The sequence below is a fragment of the Iodobacter fluviatilis genome (assembly GCF_900451195.1).
Lineage (GTDB): Bacteria > Pseudomonadota > Gammaproteobacteria > Burkholderiales > Chitinibacteraceae > Iodobacter > Iodobacter fluviatilis.
Map to the genome: position 1 here is coordinate 467774 of NZ_UGHR01000003.1, position 15677 is coordinate 483450.

15 protein-coding genes are annotated in these 15677 nt (G+C 52.1%); 12 read left to right on the forward strand and 3 right to left on the reverse strand.

Going from position 1 to position 15677, the window contains the following annotated elements; all coding sequences use genetic code 11:
• The first annotated feature begins 20 nt into the window (after positions 1-20).
• The 7 genes from DYD62_RS17510 (at position 21) to DYD62_RS17540 (ending at position 6480) form a co-directional block, all read left to right on the forward strand.
• Positions 21-515 (forward strand): hypothetical protein, encoded by a 495-nt coding sequence (locus DYD62_RS17510; protein WP_115228688.1) that lies wholly within the window; start codon positions 21-23, stop codon positions 513-515.
• Between the two features lie 42 nt (positions 516-557).
• Positions 558-1754, forward strand: coding sequence for a type II secretion system F family protein (locus DYD62_RS17515; RefSeq protein ID WP_115228689.1), 1197 nt, complete (start codon positions 558-560; stop codon positions 1752-1754).
• The gene (locus DYD62_RS17520; RefSeq protein ID WP_115228690.1) at positions 1751-3307 is read left to right on the forward strand and encodes a hypothetical protein; all 1557 of its coding nucleotides are present in this window, start codon (positions 1751-1753) and stop codon (positions 3305-3307) included. Before DYD62_RS17515 ends, DYD62_RS17520 begins: the two co-directional genes overlap by 4 nt.
• Entirely contained in the window at positions 3297-3884 is a 588-nt protein-coding gene (locus DYD62_RS17525) for a hypothetical protein (RefSeq protein WP_115228691.1), read from the forward strand. The genes DYD62_RS17520 and DYD62_RS17525 overlap by 11 nt, the downstream gene beginning before the upstream one ends.
• Positions 3881-4177, forward strand: coding sequence for a hypothetical protein (locus DYD62_RS17530; RefSeq protein ID WP_115228692.1), 297 nt, complete (start codon positions 3881-3883; stop codon positions 4175-4177). Before DYD62_RS17525 ends, DYD62_RS17530 begins: the two co-directional genes overlap by 4 nt.
• The gene (locus DYD62_RS17535; protein WP_115228693.1) at positions 4155-5624 is read left to right on the forward strand and encodes a hypothetical protein; all 1470 of its coding nucleotides are present in this window, start codon (positions 4155-4157) and stop codon (positions 5622-5624) included. Before DYD62_RS17530 ends, DYD62_RS17535 begins: the two co-directional genes overlap by 23 nt.
• A gap of 103 nt (positions 5625-5727) precedes the next feature.
• Positions 5728-6480 carry a type II secretion system protein gene (locus DYD62_RS17540; protein ID WP_115228694.1) on the forward strand — a complete coding sequence of 251 codons (753 nt, stop codon included), beginning with the start codon at positions 5728-5730 and terminating at the stop codon, positions 6478-6480.
• A gap of 444 nt (positions 6481-6924) precedes the next feature.
• Here the strand turns inward: DYD62_RS17540 and secA are convergent, their stop codons facing one another.
• The gene (gene secA, locus DYD62_RS17545; RefSeq protein ID WP_115228695.1) at positions 6925-9663 is read right to left on the reverse strand and encodes a preprotein translocase subunit SecA; all 2739 of its coding nucleotides are present in this window, start codon (positions 9661-9663) and stop codon (positions 6925-6927) included.
• 99 nt (positions 9664-9762) lie between these two features.
• Positions 9763-10653, reverse strand: a complete 891-nt coding sequence (locus DYD62_RS17550; RefSeq protein WP_115228696.1) for a M23 family metallopeptidase — start codon at positions 10651-10653, stop codon at positions 9763-9765.
• 26 nt (positions 10654-10679) lie between these two features.
• On the opposite strand from DYD62_RS17550, the gene DYD62_RS17555 reads away from it, so the two are divergent.
• Together DYD62_RS17555 and DYD62_RS17560 are read left to right on the forward strand one after the other, a co-directional pair.
• On the forward strand, positions 10680-11120 hold the full coding sequence (locus DYD62_RS17555; RefSeq protein WP_115228697.1) for a DciA family protein: 441 nt from the start codon (positions 10680-10682) through the stop codon (positions 11118-11120).
• 92 nt (positions 11121-11212) lie between these two features.
• Entirely contained in the window at positions 11213-11857 is a 645-nt protein-coding gene (locus tag DYD62_RS17560) for a type II secretion system protein (protein WP_115228698.1), read from the forward strand.
• Between the two features lie 48 nt (positions 11858-11905).
• Here DYD62_RS17560 and hda read toward each other — a convergent pair whose 3' ends face one another.
• Positions 11906-12583, reverse strand: coding sequence for a DnaA regulatory inactivator Hda (gene hda, locus DYD62_RS17565; RefSeq protein WP_115228929.1), 678 nt, complete (start codon positions 12581-12583; stop codon positions 11906-11908).
• A 184-nt stretch (positions 12584-12767) separates the two neighbouring features.
• On the opposite strand from hda, the gene purM reads away from it, so the two are divergent.
• The 3 genes from purM to DYD62_RS17580 all read left to right on the forward strand — a co-directional run bounded on the left by purM (position 12768) and on the right by DYD62_RS17580 (position 15677).
• The gene (gene purM / locus DYD62_RS17570) at positions 12768-13805 is read left to right on the forward strand and encodes a phosphoribosylformylglycinamidine cyclo-ligase (protein WP_115228699.1); all 1038 of its coding nucleotides are present in this window, start codon (positions 12768-12770) and stop codon (positions 13803-13805) included.
• 82 nt (positions 13806-13887) lie between these two features.
• A complete protein-coding gene (gene purN, locus DYD62_RS17575) occupies positions 13888-14523 on the forward strand; it encodes a phosphoribosylglycinamide formyltransferase (protein ID WP_115228700.1) in 636 nt (211 codons plus the stop codon).
• Entirely contained in the window at positions 14523-15677 is a 1155-nt protein-coding gene (locus tag DYD62_RS17580; protein WP_115228701.1) for a DUF3108 domain-containing protein, read from the forward strand. The genes purN and DYD62_RS17580 overlap by 1 nt, the downstream gene beginning before the upstream one ends.

The following is a 15677-nucleotide window of genomic DNA, read 5'->3' on the forward strand; positions in this document are numbered from 1 at the left end:
CGCCTCAAAGGAGGATTGCAATGTATGTACGTGAACATATTTCGCGCGTGGTGGATGGCAAAACCTACAACACGCGCACCGCATTAAATTGCCATATGCATACCGAATCAAAAGACGATCAGGGCGTGCCGCATTTGATCGAGCTGTATCGCACCAAGCGTGATCAGTATTTTTTGGTTGAGCACAATATCCCTCATCCTCATATGGATACTGAAAAACGGTTGCCCACCGATGTGCTGACGCCCATTTCGCTGGAGCAGGCAGAGGAGTGGGTAGAGAAATACTGCCCCTGGCGTAAAGAAAAGATTTTTGCATCCAGCAGTGAAGCGGACGCCACCACACTGACTTTGCGAATAGACAAAATGACCAAGGCGCAGCTGATTGCTCAGGCGGCCAAGCATAACCTCACCCTGAACGCCTATTGCCTGCTGAAGCTGGAAAAAATTCTTTATGAAAAAGAATCACCAAGAGGCGGCGGAGTGTTTCTGGAACGTGGGTTTAATCCTTCGGAGTGAGGGGTAGATGGCCCTCTGCGGCTTGATTTCTGAGGAAAGCCAATGCAGTTTACTTATCGTGCGGCAGACAATGCGGGCCTAGTTCAGAAGGGTAAAACAGAGGCCAATAATCTGACGGATTTAGAGCAGCGCCTTGAGCGGATTGGGCTGAGCCTGATTACGGCGAAAGCGGCATCGCCAGGAGGTGGGCTGGGCGGAAAAAAGGTCAGCCGGCGTGAGCTGATTACATTTACTTTTCATATGGAGCAGCTTACCCGTGCAGGGGTCTCTATTCTGGAAGGTTTATCTGATCTGCGCGATAGCCTAGAAGAGCCGCGTTTTCGCGAAGTGATTGCTAATTTAATTGAAGATATTGAAGGTGGGCAGCAGTTTTCGCAGGCGCTGGCTGGCCATCCCCAAGTTTTTGATGCCATTTATGTGAATCTGATTCGTGCAGGTGAGGCCAGCGGCAAATTACCGGAAGTATTACTTAATTTATCTGATTCATTAAAGTGGCAGGACGAGCTGGTTTCACAAACTAAAAAGATCGTGATGTATCCGGCATTTGTAGGCGTGCTGGTGGTGGGGGTAATTACTTTTTTAATGATTTATTTAGTGCCGCAATTAGTTTCTTTTGTAGCCGCTATGCAGCAAACCCTGCCTTTGAATACCCGTATTTTAATTGCGGTATCTAATATATTTATTTATTACTGGTGGGCTTTGTTTGGCACGCCCATTATTTTATTGCTGCTGTTTCGTTTGCGCTTGCGTCATGACGCTAGGTTTCGCCATCGCTTTGATGGCTGGAAACTCACTATTCCGCCATTTGGCCCGATTTTGCATAAAATTATTTTGGCCCGCTTTGCCAACTTTTTTGCCCTGATGTATGCAGCTGGGATTCCTATTCTGGATTGCATCAAAATCTCGGAAGGAATTGTCAGCAACAGCATGGTGGCTGAATCATTGCAGCGGATTCAGGCACAAATCCGTGAGGGGCAAGGGGTGACGGCCAGCTTTAATCAGGAAAAAATGTTTCCGCCACTGGTGCTGCGCATGCTGAAAGTGGGCGAGAGCACCGGCCAGCTAGATCATGCCCTGATGAATGTTTCCTACTTTTATAACCGCGACGTAAAAGAATCCATAGAGCGCGTACAGGCTTTGATCGAGCCATCGCTCACCGTGGTGCTGGGCCTGATTTTGGCTTGGATTATGTCCTCGGTGCTTGGCCCTATTTTCGACACGATTAGCAAATTGCGATGAGCCACTGCACACTCTTTTTATCCAATACCCGGCTGATCGCTTTTCGTATCGAAAAGGGCCAGCTGCTTGAGCATGCGCGCTTTGCTCTGGATGATGAAGGTGCTGCAGCGTTCTCATTTTTTTTGGATGCCTGGAAAGAAGCCATTTTCAGCCTGCTGGTGGATGTGGTTGAGGAAGATTTTCAGCTGGAATCGATTCCGCATCTGGGGCGCAGTGATCGCACGGCCTTGCTGGCCAGACGCCTAGATCAAAACTACCGGACCACGCCCTATCGCCGTGCTTTTGTGCAGACATTTGCCAAATCAGGTGAGCAGGATAAGGTGCTGATGTCGGCATTAACGCTGGCGGCTCCCGTCGACGCCATTGTGAATGCGTTGCTGGCCAAAAAAATGGTCTTGCAGGGGATTTATTCTGCGGCCCTGCTGGCTGGAGAAATGCTGCATAGATCAGGCTTGGGGCTGACGCATTATTTGCTGGTTTCATTTACCCCCGGCGGCGGAATGCGCCAGACTTATCTGGCCGCAGACGGGCTTAAATTTAGTCGCGTGAGCAGCCTGCCCGAGGGCAGCAATTTGCAGGATACAGAGCGCCTTGCTGAGGTGATTGTGGTGGAGGCGCTGCGGGCCAGGCAGTATTTATCCACGCTACGCCTGCTGGGGCGTGAAGATAAGCTGCAGCTTGCTGTGCTTTCGCCTGATGGCGATTGCCAGCCGGCAATTCGCGCTCGCTTGGCAAGCAGTGGTGATGCTGCTCAGTTTGTACTGAGTGATGTGCCGCTGGATTTACTGGCACGTAAGCTGCACCTGCCTCAGGCAGATTCCTTGCTGCATATTTTATGCAGCTGGCTGGAGCTACACCCGCCTGCCAACCATTATGGGCAGGGCCGCCATCTTATTCATGCCACATGGCGAAAGCGCGGTATTTTGCTGCGCCGTACTGCATACCTTGGTTTATTTCTGGCCTGTGTCTGGAGCGGGCAGGCGATATGGGAGGCAGGTGAGATTCAGGCATCCATTAGTCAGTCGCTTAAAAAAACTGGGCAGATTGATGAGCGTTTGCGGCGTTTTAATCTGCTGCTCAAGCAAGGCCAGACGAGTGACCCCGCGGCGATGAAGGGTACGGTTGAGCTTTATACCAAGGAATTTCTGACCTGGCCGGATATGGAAGATCAGGCGCAGCAAGTGAGCCACGTTTTGCTGGATTTTCCTGAGCTGATTCTTGATGAGCTGCATTGGAAATCTGGCCGTGGCCCGGTTGACCCTGCTACTCAGGCAGAGGCTGCGGATGCATCGGCACCCGCCGCAATCCCTGTGGTGATGGAGCTGAAAGGCCGGGTAGAGCCCTTTGATTTGCAATATCGGCAGGCGCTGGCCAGTGTGGAGCGCTTAAGTGCTCGGCTGGCAGGCTTGCCCGGTGTTACCGTGCAGCCGGTGACGCTGCCCCTCAATACCAGCTCTAAATCTGGCGTTGAAGCCAAGCCATTGCAGCAGGATAGTCAGCGGGTGGATTTTTCTCTGCGCCTGAGCTGGGAGCAAAAAAAGCATGAAAATTGATCTTCAGCCCCTGCAGCTGATTCGCCATGATCTGATTATGACTGGGGCAACCCTTGCTCTTGGCTTGCTGCTGATTGTGCTCTCGCAGATTTATCTGTGGCGGGCACAGGATGAGCAGCAGGCTTTGCGCAGCAATGTGCAACGTTTAACCTTGCAAGCCGATGCCCAGGAGAATGCCTGGAATAACACCCAGCAATACCGTGCGCTTTATCAGACGCTTAGCCAGCGCGGCATACTCAATGGCGAGCACCGGCTGGATTGGATTGAGTATCTGACCGAGCTGAACCGCCGCTCGCCCGGGCTGAGCATTCTGTTTCGTTTTGAGCCACAGCGTGTCTTTACCGCTACTGCAGAAACCGTGCAGCTCTATGGCAGCAAAATGATGCTCAGCTTTGAGCCCAGTGATGAAGATGAGTTCTCGCAAGTGCTGGCTGGTTTAAGGCGCTTATCCGGCTGGCCAGCGCCGGAGCAGTGCGTGATGACCCGCCAGGCAGAGGCCGGAGCGGGTTTAAAAGTGATTTGCGATATTGAATGGTTAAGCATCGGGCCGGTGGCCGCCCCTGAGGCAAGTCAATGAAATACATCATTTTGATTTATCTGATTCTTAGCCCACTGGCTGATGCCGGGTGGGGGCGTTTATTTTTTAGCCCGGAAGAGCGGGCGGTCGCGCGCGGTGAAGCCTCTGCGCCGCAGGCCGTGTGGGCCACTGGCTCGGAGGCGCTAAGGCTGGATGGTGAAATTAGTCGTAATGGTAAGAAAATACGCTGGCTGAATGGCGCGCTAAGCACGGCCTCTGTGCCTGCCGGGCTGAAGGTAGGGCAAACGCTAAGCCGCGGAGTAAGGCGTGATGTTTACCAAACAGCGCCTTAGGCAAAGCCGTCAGCAGGGGGCCATTGCCCTGATGCTGTTAATGGTAGTAGGGCTGGGGATAGCCGGGGCGATCCTAGCAGGATTTAGCCGCCATGCTCTTGAGGTTTATCGTGAGCAGCAAACGCAAAATGTGCTGGCAGAAGCCAAAAAAATACTACTGGCAGAGGCTTTATCTAAACGCGGCAATACCGTGCCGATTACCCGCCCTGGGGAGTTTTTCTGCCCCGATCTGAATATCCCGGGTGAGGCTGCTTATGGGCAGAGTGGCTTGAATGGCGCAGCTTGCCCGGGCGCTGCGGCGCGGATTGGCCGTATTCCATGGAGAAGCTATCAGGCTGCAGAGCTGCGCGACAGCTCTGGCGAGCCGCTCTGGATGGCGGTGGCTGATGGTTTTCAAGAGCGAAGAAATACGCCGCTCAATAGCGATACTGCGCCTGCGGGGGCAAATCCCTGGTTTTATGCGGCCGCCAATAATGGCACTCAGGCTTTGTCTGATGCGGCAGACCCGGTGATTGTGGTGATTCTGGCCCCCGGAGCGGCTCTCAATGGGCAAAATCGCAGTACGGCTGCTCAGCAGCGAAATGCAAATAATTATCTGGAATGTAATCGGCTGACTGTGGGAGGTGCATGTCTTGGTGCGCCCAATAACTATGCTAATTACAACGCCACGCAAGGGCGGTTTTTGAATGGGCCGCGGCTGGATGCCAATGCGAACCCAACACTGAATGACCGCCTGATTACTATTCGGCGCAGTGAGTTGCTGGCCCCTTTAGAAAAACGCGCAGCCCAAGAGTATCAGCAGCTGATTCAGCTTTGGGCCGTGCAGGCGGGAGCGGGGGCTTTACCCAACCCGGCCAGCCCGGCGGACCCTGGCTGTGCGGATACGGCTGCAGTAAACAGCAATGCCTGTACGCCTTCGCCTGCTGTTTGCCGTGGGCATATACCCAAATCGATTGCACTGACAGGCGTGGGTTTGCTACCTGTTTTGCCTGAATATCTGGTTAATCCGGCCAACCGGCCCGCCACAATGCCAAGCCAGGCGGCATGGCAAAACGTATTGCTTGAATACGACTGGCTCTATCGCAATCGTTGGGAGCAAATGTTTTTTTACGCTGTGGCCAATACACCCAACTGCCCTGCGCCCATCGCAATTACATTAAGAAATATGCAAACGCCAGCAGCAGGTGTGAATGCGGTCATGATAGGGGCAGGGGTTGCGCTAACGGGACAAACCCGCGTGACGGCTGCTGATAAAGCGTTCTTAAATAATTATCTGGACCCAGTAAGCAGCTATGCCGCAGCGCCCGATATTAACCGCCGGGCGTGGGATGCGGTGCCGCCGCAGATAGATCAGTACGCCAAGCTTGGGTTGGCCGATGCAGGGAATGATCGCCTTTATTATCGTGTTGCAAACCAATGGACGTATGCGCCAAAGGACAGACCATGAGGCAGAGGGGATTTACTCCTGCTGAAATGACCATCGTTCCGGTGATTATCGGCAAGCTGCAGGCGGGTGGCCCAGTGGATTTTAAGTCCCTAAAGGAGAGAGCATGAAGGAGAGGGGATTTACACTTGCCGAAATCGCAATTGTTTTGGTGATTATCGGCATTATGCTGGCAGGGGGCTTGGGCGCTTTTAAGGCACAAACAGACAGCCAGAGAATGCGTGAGGGGCGGGCTCAGATGGCCGAAATTAAAGAGTCTTTGCTGGGGTTTGCTGTACAGCATGGTTATTTACCCTGCCCGGCGGATCCGGCTCTGACGACGTTTACAGAGGATCGCGCGGCAAATGGCACTTGCAACCGGGCCCAGGGCAGTATTCCAGGCGCAACTCTGGGTTTGCCGCGTTCAACCGATCCGTTTAATCAGCCATTTACTTATCGGCTAACGCTGGGTTTTGCCGATAACGGCCCCGCATCACTGCCGCCTGTGGTGACGGATAGCAATCAAACACTGGGAGTGGCAGGCAGCTGTCCTTTGGGCAGTGTGGCGCCTTTAGGGATGAGCTTTATGCTTTGCTCATCTGGGGATATTCTGATTTACCCGACTTCGGGGGCTGCAACTCCACTTGCATCGAATGTGCTTGCTGTCGTCGTGATGCACTACCGCCACGGCCCGCCCAATGGAGCGGCGGGCTCTGCTGATGAGCAGGAAAACACCAATAACGATGTTAATTTTGTGAGCAAACTCAGGGCAGAGGATGACCCTGCAACACCGGCTGATGAAGAATACGACGACATTACCGATTGGATTAGCCCGTCTATTTTGGCGGCAAGAATGCTGGCGGCGGGTAAGTTACCTTGAGGTATTGGCTTGTCTAGGTGCTGCATTCCATGTGTGCTAAGCAAAGTCAAAAAGATAGTGCCATCGGCACGTTGATTTTGGAACGGTAGCCCTTGCTTCGCCAATAAAAGAAGCAAAGACAACAGCAAAACACGAAGGCCCCTGCTGCGGTCTAATCGAGTCGGCGGCGGGCGGGATTGGCTCGCTGCCTCGCTCCCAAGTGAGATCCCCGCTTGCTCGGAGCTTGTGTGTTTCAAGGAGATATTTAGCCCCGTCTATGAGCCGCGATAAAATTTGTATGCACCTGAGTATTGAAAATGCAAACAATCAAAGCAAATGGCTTTGAACTCTGCTTTTCTCCGTGAAATTGCGCATCCTCGGTGTTTCAAGCGTGAGTTTTGTTATAAGGGCTTACAAATAAAAAACCCCGAAGCACGCTTCGGGGTTTTTTGTGGCTGCAGGGTATTAAGCAATTTGCCCGTGGCAGTGCTTATATTTCTTGCCTGAGCCGCAAGGGCAGGCGTCATTGCGGCCTACGCCGGAGAACTGCACTTTCGCACCGCCCTCCATGGCTTGCATCAGTGCCGCTTTGATTTGCTCTTCATCACCGCTTGCCAGTAAAGCTTCTAATTCCTGATGATTAAATTGCAAGGCTGAAGCGGGCAACTCTTGTGGGCGAACAGCATCCACATCTTCTTGTGAGCGTACTTGCACGGTCATCACAATCTGAATCACTTCGCGTTTAATGTTTTCTAAGAGCTGAGAGAACAGCTCAAACGCTTCACGCTTGTATTCTTGCTTAGGATTCTTTTGTGCATAGCCGCGTAAATGAATACCTTGGCGTAAATGATCAAGCGATGACAAATGCTCGCGCCAGCTTTGATCGACGTGTTGCAGGAGAACCGAGCGCTCAAACTGACGGAAAGTTTGCTCGCCCGCAGTTTCAACCTTTTTATTGTAGCTTTCAGCGGCAGCAACCTGTACACGCTCTTTCATGGCTTCAATGGTCAGCGTGGTGTCGTTTTTGATCCAGTCTGCAATGGCAAGATCAATATTAAATTCGCCCAATGCACGCTCTAAACCCACAACATCCCATTGCTCTTCCATTGAGTCGGCAGGGATATAGGTGTCAAAGAGATCAGAGACCATGCTGTCGCGCATTGCACCGATGGTTTCGCTTACTTCTTCGCTTTCTAAGATTTCATTGCGTTGGCCGTAAATCGCTTTACGCTGCTCGTTGGATACATCATCGTATTCCAGCAATTGTTTACGAATATCGAAGTTGCGGCCTTCCACTTTACGCTGGGCAGATTCAATCGCGCGGGAAACCATACCGGCTTCAATCGGCTCGCCTTCAGGCATTTTTAAGCGATCCATCACCATCGCTACGCGATCACCGGCAAAAATACGCAGTAGAGAGTCTTCCAGCGATAGATAAAAACGGCTGGAGCCCGGGTCACCCTGACGGCCAGAGCGGCCGCGCAGCTGGTTGTCGATACGGCGTGATTCGTGGCGCTCGGTACCGATAATATGCAAGCCACCCGCTGCAACAACGGCTTCGTGGACGATTTTCCAGTCTGCTTTCATTGCCGTGATTTTGGCGGCTTTATCGGCCTCGCTTAATTCTGTATCTGCTTCAATGGCCTTGATTTCGCGCTCAATATTACCGCCAAGCACGATATCCGTACCGCGACCGGCCATATTGGTGGCAATAGTAATCACGCCAGGCGCACCAGCTTGGGCGACGATATCGGCTTCGCGAGCGTGCTGTTTGGCATTCAGCACATTGTGCTTAAAGCCGTCTTTTGTCAGCATTTCGGAGAGCAATTCAGATTGCTCAATCGAGGTGGTACCTACCAGCACCGGCTGTTTGCGTTCTTGGCAGCCTTTGATATCGGTGATGATGGCGTTGTATTTTTCGCGGTCGGTTTTGTAAACCTGATCCTGCCTGTCGTCCCGCACCATATCGCGGTTGGTTGGCACAATCACGGTTTCCAGACCGTAAATTTGCTGGAATTCGTAAGCTTCAGTATCGGCTGTACCGGTCATGCCGGAGAGCTTGGTATACATGCGGAAGTAATTTTGCAGTGTAATCGTGGCAAGAGTCTGGTTCTCTTGATTGATTTCTACGCCTTCCTTGGCTTCAACAGCTTGGTGCAGGCCTTCAGACCAGCGACGGCCGGACATCAGACGGCCAGTAAATTCATCAACGATGACAATCTCGCCCTCGTCGGTCACTACATAATGCTGATCACGCTGGAACAAGGCATGGGCGCGCATCGCAGCATACAGATGGTGCACCAGGCTGATATTGCCAGCGGAGTACAGGCTGTCGCCTTCTTTTAACAAGCCCTTCTTGGTGAGGATGGCTTCTACTTTTTCGTGCCCTGCTTCTGAAAGCAGCACTGAGTGGGCTTTTTCATCCACCCAGAAATCGCCTTCAGATTCTTCTTCGCTTTGGCGGGTCAGCTGGCCGGGAATATCGTCTACCAGCTGGTAAAGCTCAATGCTGTCTTCGGCCGGGCCAGAGATAATCAACGGTGTGCGGGCTTCATCGATCAGAATCGAATCCACTTCGTCGACAATGGCGTAGTTCAGCTTGCCCTGCACGCGCTCACCCACAGTGAACACCATATTGTCGCGCAGATAGTCAAAACCGAATTCGTTATTGGTGCCGTAAGTAATATCGCAGGCGTAAGCCGCTTGTTTTTCGTCGTGTTGCATCTGGCCCAGATTCACACCACAAGTCAGCCCTAAGAAATTATAGAGCTTGCTCATAATGCCCGCATCGCGGCTGGCCAAGTAATCATTTACAGTAATGACGTGTACGCCATTGCCGGAGAGTGCATTCAGGTAAGCAGGCAGCGTGGCAACCAGTGTTTTACCTTCACCCGTGCGCATTTCAGAGATCTTGCCCTGGTGCAGCGCTAAGCCACCCATTAGCTGCACGTCAAAGTGACGCATGCCTAAGCTGCGCTTAGAGCCTTCGCGGCAAACAGCAAAGGCCTCTGGCAGAATTTGATCAAGTGTTTCACCCTTGGCAACGCGGCTGCGGAACTCTGCCGTTTTAGCGCGCAAGTCATCGTCGGAAAGAGCGGCAATGCCCGCTTCAAGGGCGTTGATCTGCTTTACGATGGTGCCGTATTGTTTGAGCAGGCGGTCATTACGACTTCCGAAAACTTTTTTGAGCAAATTTGCAATCATCTAAAGCTACCAGCAATGGGCTAGGCCCGGTTATTGTGACAACGGCGGATAAGCATCCTCATCCGCCGTATATGCTACCGTTTCAATCAAAATTCAAGATCAATCGCCGGATTTTGTCGCAGCAATATTAATTTCATTCGTGGCAGGGCCAATAAATCGTAAGGGATTTTGTGCTATCCCTTTATATCTTATTTCAAAGTGCAAGTGTGGGCCTGTCGAGCGGCCTGTGGATCCAAGTAAGGCTATTACCTGGCCCGCATTTATCTGATCCCCCACTTTCACGGCAAGCTTAGATGCGTGAGCATAGCGGCTTGTGATGCCATTGCCGTGATCTAAGTCAACCATATTACCATATTGGGGGTGGAAGGCCGCAAAGCTGACTTTGCCACTGGCTGCCGCCATAATGGGTGTGCCACTATCGCCTACAAAATCGATGCCTTCATGAAATACCTGATTGCCATTAAATGGATCAATCCGCTTACCAAAGCTTGACGATTGTAAGCCTGCATTGAGAGGGGCTTTGGAAGGCAGTTGCCACGCCTTAGGCCGCAGTAACACGCTTTCTGCTAAGGATAGCTGATCCAGCCTAGCGTTCAGATTTTGGCTGGCCGCGTCAATTTCATTGGCCAGCGTTTCGGTGCTCATTGCAGTGCCCTTGTGTTGCAAACCGCCCTGAGGCACGGGCTGGCTGGATAAAAAGGGCTTAATATCAATCCCGGTTTTATTCCCAACTTGGCTGGCCAGACCATCAAGGCGTAATAATTTAGCCTGCAGCTCTCCCACCCGGATGGCAAGCGCATCAATTTCGGTCTGGCGGGCATTATTATGGGGTATCAGCCGCCACAGCGCAGGGGATTGCTTAAAGCTGCTTGTAACAGCAACACTGACGGAAGCAATCAGCAGGGCCGCAATCAGACCCAGAACGATCACTTGTCGTGTATCTAGGGTAAGTGTTTTGCCCAGGCGATCAGACATCACAATGACATTCATTTCATTATCCTAACAGGCCATCAGCCATGAAAAAAACCACTTTGCAGCAAGTCGGGCACGACAGACAGCTCGCCAGTCTGATGCATCAGGTTGATGATCTGGCGAGAGTATTAACGCTGGTGCGTTCTGTATTGCCGCCAGCGATGGCAGTGCATTGTCTTGGAGTGGCCTGGTCCGGCGATACTTTATTAATTGGTGTAAGTGGCAGTGCTGCGGCATCCAGAGTACGCCTGAACGCGCCTCAGATTCTTGCTGCACTGCAAGCCGGCGGATGGAAAGCTACCGTAGTTCAGCCCAAGGTGCAAGTCGGCTTGCAAAGCACAAATGCCATGCGAAGCAAAGACTTACATCTGAAAGAGGGGGCTTGTGTTGCTTTCTCGCAGCTGGCAGACACCCTAGAAGAGGGGCCATTAAGGCAGGCCATAGCTTCTCTCCTGAATCGCCATGCACCCAAAGACCAGATTTAGTCTATAAACCTTGTAAGGCCTTGTAATAACATGTTTTTGCTGATGTTCAGGCCCTATTCTCTGAGAGGCTAAATCGACGAAGGAGCTGGGCAATGAGTGTGAATCAGGCGGGGTGTCAGTCTAAACAAGGTGGTTTTACTCTGGTGGAGCTGGCCATTGTGCTGGTGATTATTGGTCTGATCCTTGGGATGGCTTTTAAGGGCAAGGATTTGATTGACGGGGCAAAGGTGAAGAGCCTCGCAGCACAATACAATAAGGTGCAGGCGGCGTTTAATATTTATTTTGAGCGTTATGGCGCTTATCCGGGGGATGGATGTGGCGTAGTAGCTTTGGGAGCTTTTACGCCTTGTGTAGGTGCTAAAAATGGGGTTTTAGATACGGCAAATGAAGTCAATTCGGCGCTCATTCAGTTGCAAAATGCTGGAATGTTAAGTGCTTCTGACCTGTCAACTCCTTTTGGTGTTCCATGGAGCATATCCTCTTCAACACTGGCGACATTTCCTCCTGCTGGAACAAATTACCTTACTTTTACGGCAGGTGGACTTAACCCCCCTTTGGCGACTGTTGCTGATGCTCGTTACGTATGTGCATTGGATAGATTGATTGATGATGGAGCAAACGGGAATCTTGCTGCAGCAGCAAGAACTACCGTTAGAAGTGGTTTGGCTTATACGGCAGCAACGGATTGTTGGGGGCTTCAGGGTAAGGCGAGTGTGGGTTTGCGCTTGCTGCCATAATGAGCAATTAACGCGTCAGTTCGCCCGAGCTTGCCACCAAACTCGGGTTTACTCCGTCCAATCCCCGCGCAACACTTCCCTCAGCAAAGAAACCGTTACCGGTCTTTTTTCAGTCAAAGATAAATCATTGGCCGCATCCAGATGCTGATACAAGGTCGGCAAATCGCGCGATGCATGGCGCAGCAGGTAATCGGCTAAATCATCCCCCAGCTCAAAACCCAGTGCATAAGCGCGGCGTTTTAGGGCGGCGGCTTTGTCTGTGTCTGATAGCGGTTTGAGCTGATACACCAAGCCCCAGCCTAGACGAGTCGTTAAATCGGGCCTGAGCAGCAGCAGCATCGGTGGCTTAGGGCCTGCAGCCAGCAGCAGGCCTCCGCCATCTTTGAGCGTATTAAAGTGATCAAACAGGCGGATTTGTTCATCACGGCTAAGTGCATCAACGTTGTCTACAATGAGCGCGGCTTCTTTGGGTAAAGAAGCGGGCAGGGCATCGTGGGCGGCATCGGTAAAAAATATTTGAGTGCCGGCGGGCAGCATGGCGCGCGCGGCGGCGAGTAAGTGGCTCTTGCCACTGCCGCGTTCTCCCCAAAAATAGAGAAAGCGCACGTCTCCCTCACCAAGGCTCCAACAACCAAGCTGATAAAGCAGCTCGGCGTTTTCGCCACGGATAAAATCCTCAAAAGAGGGCAGGGCTGGCAGTTGCAGATCCAGCACGAGTTGCTTCATGCGGGAGGGGCTCCAAGAGGTCGATGACAAGCGTGCGGGTGTTTTTTCACAAGATGCGATAAAATGTCTGGCTTTGCGGCAGGTGCTGTTCCTAAAAGGGCCATTCACCTGCACTAATATAACGAATGTTCGCCATTCTAGCGCAGAAGCCCCTAGTGGCGCTGCCAGTTTCACGAGGCCTTGCATGACCAATCAAAGCTTGAGCTACCGCGATGCGGGTGTCGATATCGATGCCGGCGATCAGTTGGTTGAAAATATTAAGCCCTACGCTAAGCGTACCATGCGCCCGGAGGTGCTGAGTGGTATTGGCGGTTTCGGCGGTTTAGTCGAAATCAGTAAAAAATACCAAGAGCCTGTTTTAGTGTCCGGCACCGATGGTGTGGGCACTAAACTGAAGCTCGCTTTTGAGCTGAATCGTCACGATACCGTGGGGATTGATCTGGTTGCGATGAGTGTGAATGATATCTTGGTGCAAGGTGCCGAGCCATTATTCTTCCTCGATTACTTCGCTTGTGGCAAGCTCGATGTGCCCAATGCAACTGAAGTCATCCGCGGCATTGCCAATGGTTGCGAGCAGGCTGGTTGCGCACTGATCGGTGGCGAAACTGCAGAAATGCCAGGTATGTACCCAGTGGGTGAATACGATCTGGCTGGCTTTGCAGTTGGCGTGGTCGAAAAAAGCAAAATCATTACTGGCGACGATATTGCGCCGGGTGATGTGGTGCTGGGCCTAGCTTCTAATGGCGCGCATTCCAATGGCTACAGCTTAATTCGCAAAATCATGCACCGCGCTGAAGCCGATTATGCTGCAGAATTTGACGGTGGCAAGAGCCTTGCTGATGTAGTGATGGCAGCAACACGCATCTACGTGAAGCCACTGTTGAAACTTATGCACGCTTTGCCGGTCAAGGGTATGGCACATATTACCGGCGGCGGCATCAGCGAAAACGTACCGCGTGTATTGCCCGCTAACGTCGTTGCGGCCATCGATGCAAAATCTTGGACCATGCCTAAGTTATTCCAGTGGCTGCAAAAAGAAGGCAATGTGGACGCGCAGGAAATGTACCGCACCTTTAACTGTGGCGTGGGTATGGTGGTGATTGTGGCGGCAGACCAAGCCGATGCAGCGATTGCCCTGCTGCAGGCAGAAGGTGAAACCGTTTACACCCTAGGCGCGATCCGTGCCCGTGTGGGTGATGAGCACCAGACTCAAGTCATGTAATGGTTGCAGGGCGGGCACGCGTGCCCGCCTGAGCAGATACTGGGCGAGGGGCACTTACCTCGCCCTTTCTCTTTTGAGACTTATGAAAAATATCGTTATTTTGATTTCTGGCCGTGGCAGCAATATGCAGGCCATTGTGGATGCACAAATTGCGGGTGCAAATATCTGCGCCGTGATTGCAAATCGCCCCGATGCCGCAGGCCTTGCCTGGGCTGCAGAGCGTGGCATTGCCACCGCCGTGCTTGATCACAAACTTTATGCCGGCCGTGAGGCCTTTGATGCCGCCCTGACTACGCTGATTGATGGCTATGCACCTGATTTAATCGTGCTGGCGGGCTTTATGCGAATCCTGACAGCTAGCTTTGTCAATCACTATGCTGGCCGCCTGATCAATATTCATCCGTCCCTCTTGCCTGCTTACACTGGCCTGCATACACACGAACGTGCTCTGGCTGATGGCGTAAAAATTGCAGGTTGCACCGTACATTTTGTGACAGCTGAGCTGGATCATGGCCCTATTATTTTGCAGGCCGCGCTGGCCGTGCTGGATGACGATACGGTAGCCAGTTTATCCTCAAGAATGCTTGAGCAAGAGCATTTGATTTACCCGCAGGCAGTACGCTGGTTTGTAGAAGACCGCCTGAAGCTGATCAATGGCAGGGTGCATGTGGATAGCCCCGCACCTGCGGCCGTTTTGATCGCGCCACCGGTGCTTTAATGTTGCGCTGGCCGGGCTTGCTGCTGGGGATCGCTGCACTGCTGTCCCTGCTATTGCATCTGGGCTCAATATTTAATGAGCAAATTTATGCCTGGCTGACGCAGCAACCTTACACCGAGAGTGAGCTAAAAAAAGTCACGCAAAAGTTGAGCGATATCGCCCAGGCAGACGATGCCCGTCCTGCTGGCTTGAAAGGGGTGAAACCCGCGGATCATCAAGTCGTCTATTTACACCATGGGCCTGTGCTGCATAAAAAAACCGCAGAGAAACCTATGGTGCTGGCGGCGAAAAAATCCCCCGCCAGGATTGCTGCAAGCAGCCCCCCTGCTGCAGAGCGGATTGCAAGCAGTGTGGCGGTGGCAGCCAGCGCCGTTGCAAAAGAAGTGCCGCAGGCCTCGGCCGCAAGCAGTGTTAAACCTGTGGTGGTGATTGCCTCGGCGGTTGTTGAAGAAGAATTGCCTCCGCTCAAAGAAAGCCCTTTAGTGGCGGAGCAAACTTATCCCGCAGCGGTAGAAATTACCTATGCTTATGGAATATTTCCGATCCGTATGAGCTGGAAGGCGGTCAATGGCCATTATTCGCTGAAGCTGCGGGGTGCTTTATTTAGTAAATCACGCAGCTTTGTCAGTGATGGTGAAGTAGGGCAAAAAGGGGTGATTCCGCATCGCTTTGCAGATTATCGTGACGAAAAGCTGATTAATGAGGCCCTCTTTAATTGGGATGATATGCAAGTCACCATTAAAGATGGTGGCAGCAGCAAGGTTGAAGCTTTAAAAGCGGGTGATCAGGATATTTTCTCTGCTGCGTTTCAACTTGCCCTGCAGGGCTCACGGATGAAAGATTTTACTTTTACCGTAGCCAGCGGCCGTAAGATTTATAAAGACGTACCGTTTGAAATCAGCGGCCAAGCTAGCCTGCGATTAGGTGACAGGCAAATCGAAGCCATTTTGTTGCGGGGCCGTTTTGAAGACCGTACTTTTGATTTTTGGCTGGCACCACAGTGGCACAATATGCCAGTACGAATGACCTTATCACTGGGTAGCGAAGGCAGCTTCGATATCTGGGCGAATGATATAAAAATTAATGGGGAAATGGTGCTGGAGCCTCCAAGCAATAGCCATAACTCCAACTCCAACCGCATGATGCGAAGATAA

Excerpts from the sequence above, each read along its gene's own strand:
- DYD62_RS17510 (WP_115228688.1), top strand. The coding sequence starts at position 21 with ATGTATGTACGTGAACATATTTCGCGCGTGGTGGATGGCAAAACCTAC.
- DYD62_RS17515 (WP_115228689.1), top strand. The coding sequence starts at position 558 with ATGCAGTTTACTTATCGTGCGGCAGACAATGCGGGCCTAGTTCAGAAG.
- DYD62_RS17520 (WP_115228690.1), top strand. The coding sequence starts at position 1,751 with ATGAGCCACTGCACACTCTTTTTATCCAATACCCGGCTGATCGCTTTT.
- DYD62_RS17525 (WP_115228691.1), top strand. The coding sequence starts at position 3,297 with ATGAAAATTGATCTTCAGCCCCTGCAGCTGATTCGCCATGATCTGATT.
- DYD62_RS17530 (WP_115228692.1), top strand. The coding sequence starts at position 3,881 with ATGAAATACATCATTTTGATTTATCTGATTCTTAGCCCACTGGCTGAT.
- DYD62_RS17535 (WP_115228693.1), top strand. The coding sequence starts at position 4,155 with ATGTTTACCAAACAGCGCCTTAGGCAAAGCCGTCAGCAGGGGGCCATT.
- DYD62_RS17540 (WP_115228694.1), top strand. The coding sequence starts at position 5,728 with ATGAAGGAGAGGGGATTTACACTTGCCGAAATCGCAATTGTTTTGGTG.
- secA (WP_115228695.1), bottom strand. The coding sequence starts at position 9,663 with ATGATTGCAAATTTGCTCAAAAAAGTTTTCGGAAGTCGTAATGACCGC.
- DYD62_RS17550 (WP_115228696.1), bottom strand. The coding sequence starts at position 10,653 with ATGAATGTCATTGTGATGTCTGATCGCCTGGGCAAAACACTTACCCTA.
- DYD62_RS17555 (WP_115228697.1), top strand. The coding sequence starts at position 10,680 with ATGAAAAAAACCACTTTGCAGCAAGTCGGGCACGACAGACAGCTCGCC.
- DYD62_RS17560 (WP_115228698.1), top strand. The coding sequence starts at position 11,213 with ATGAGTGTGAATCAGGCGGGGTGTCAGTCTAAACAAGGTGGTTTTACT.
- hda (WP_115228929.1), bottom strand. The coding sequence starts at position 12,583 with ATGAAGCAACTCGTGCTGGATCTGCAACTGCCAGCCCTGCCCTCTTTT.
- purM (WP_115228699.1), top strand. The coding sequence starts at position 12,768 with ATGACCAATCAAAGCTTGAGCTACCGCGATGCGGGTGTCGATATCGAT.
- purN (WP_115228700.1), top strand. The coding sequence starts at position 13,888 with ATGAAAAATATCGTTATTTTGATTTCTGGCCGTGGCAGCAATATGCAG.
- DYD62_RS17580 (WP_115228701.1), top strand. The coding sequence starts at position 14,523 with ATGTTGCGCTGGCCGGGCTTGCTGCTGGGGATCGCTGCACTGCTGTCC.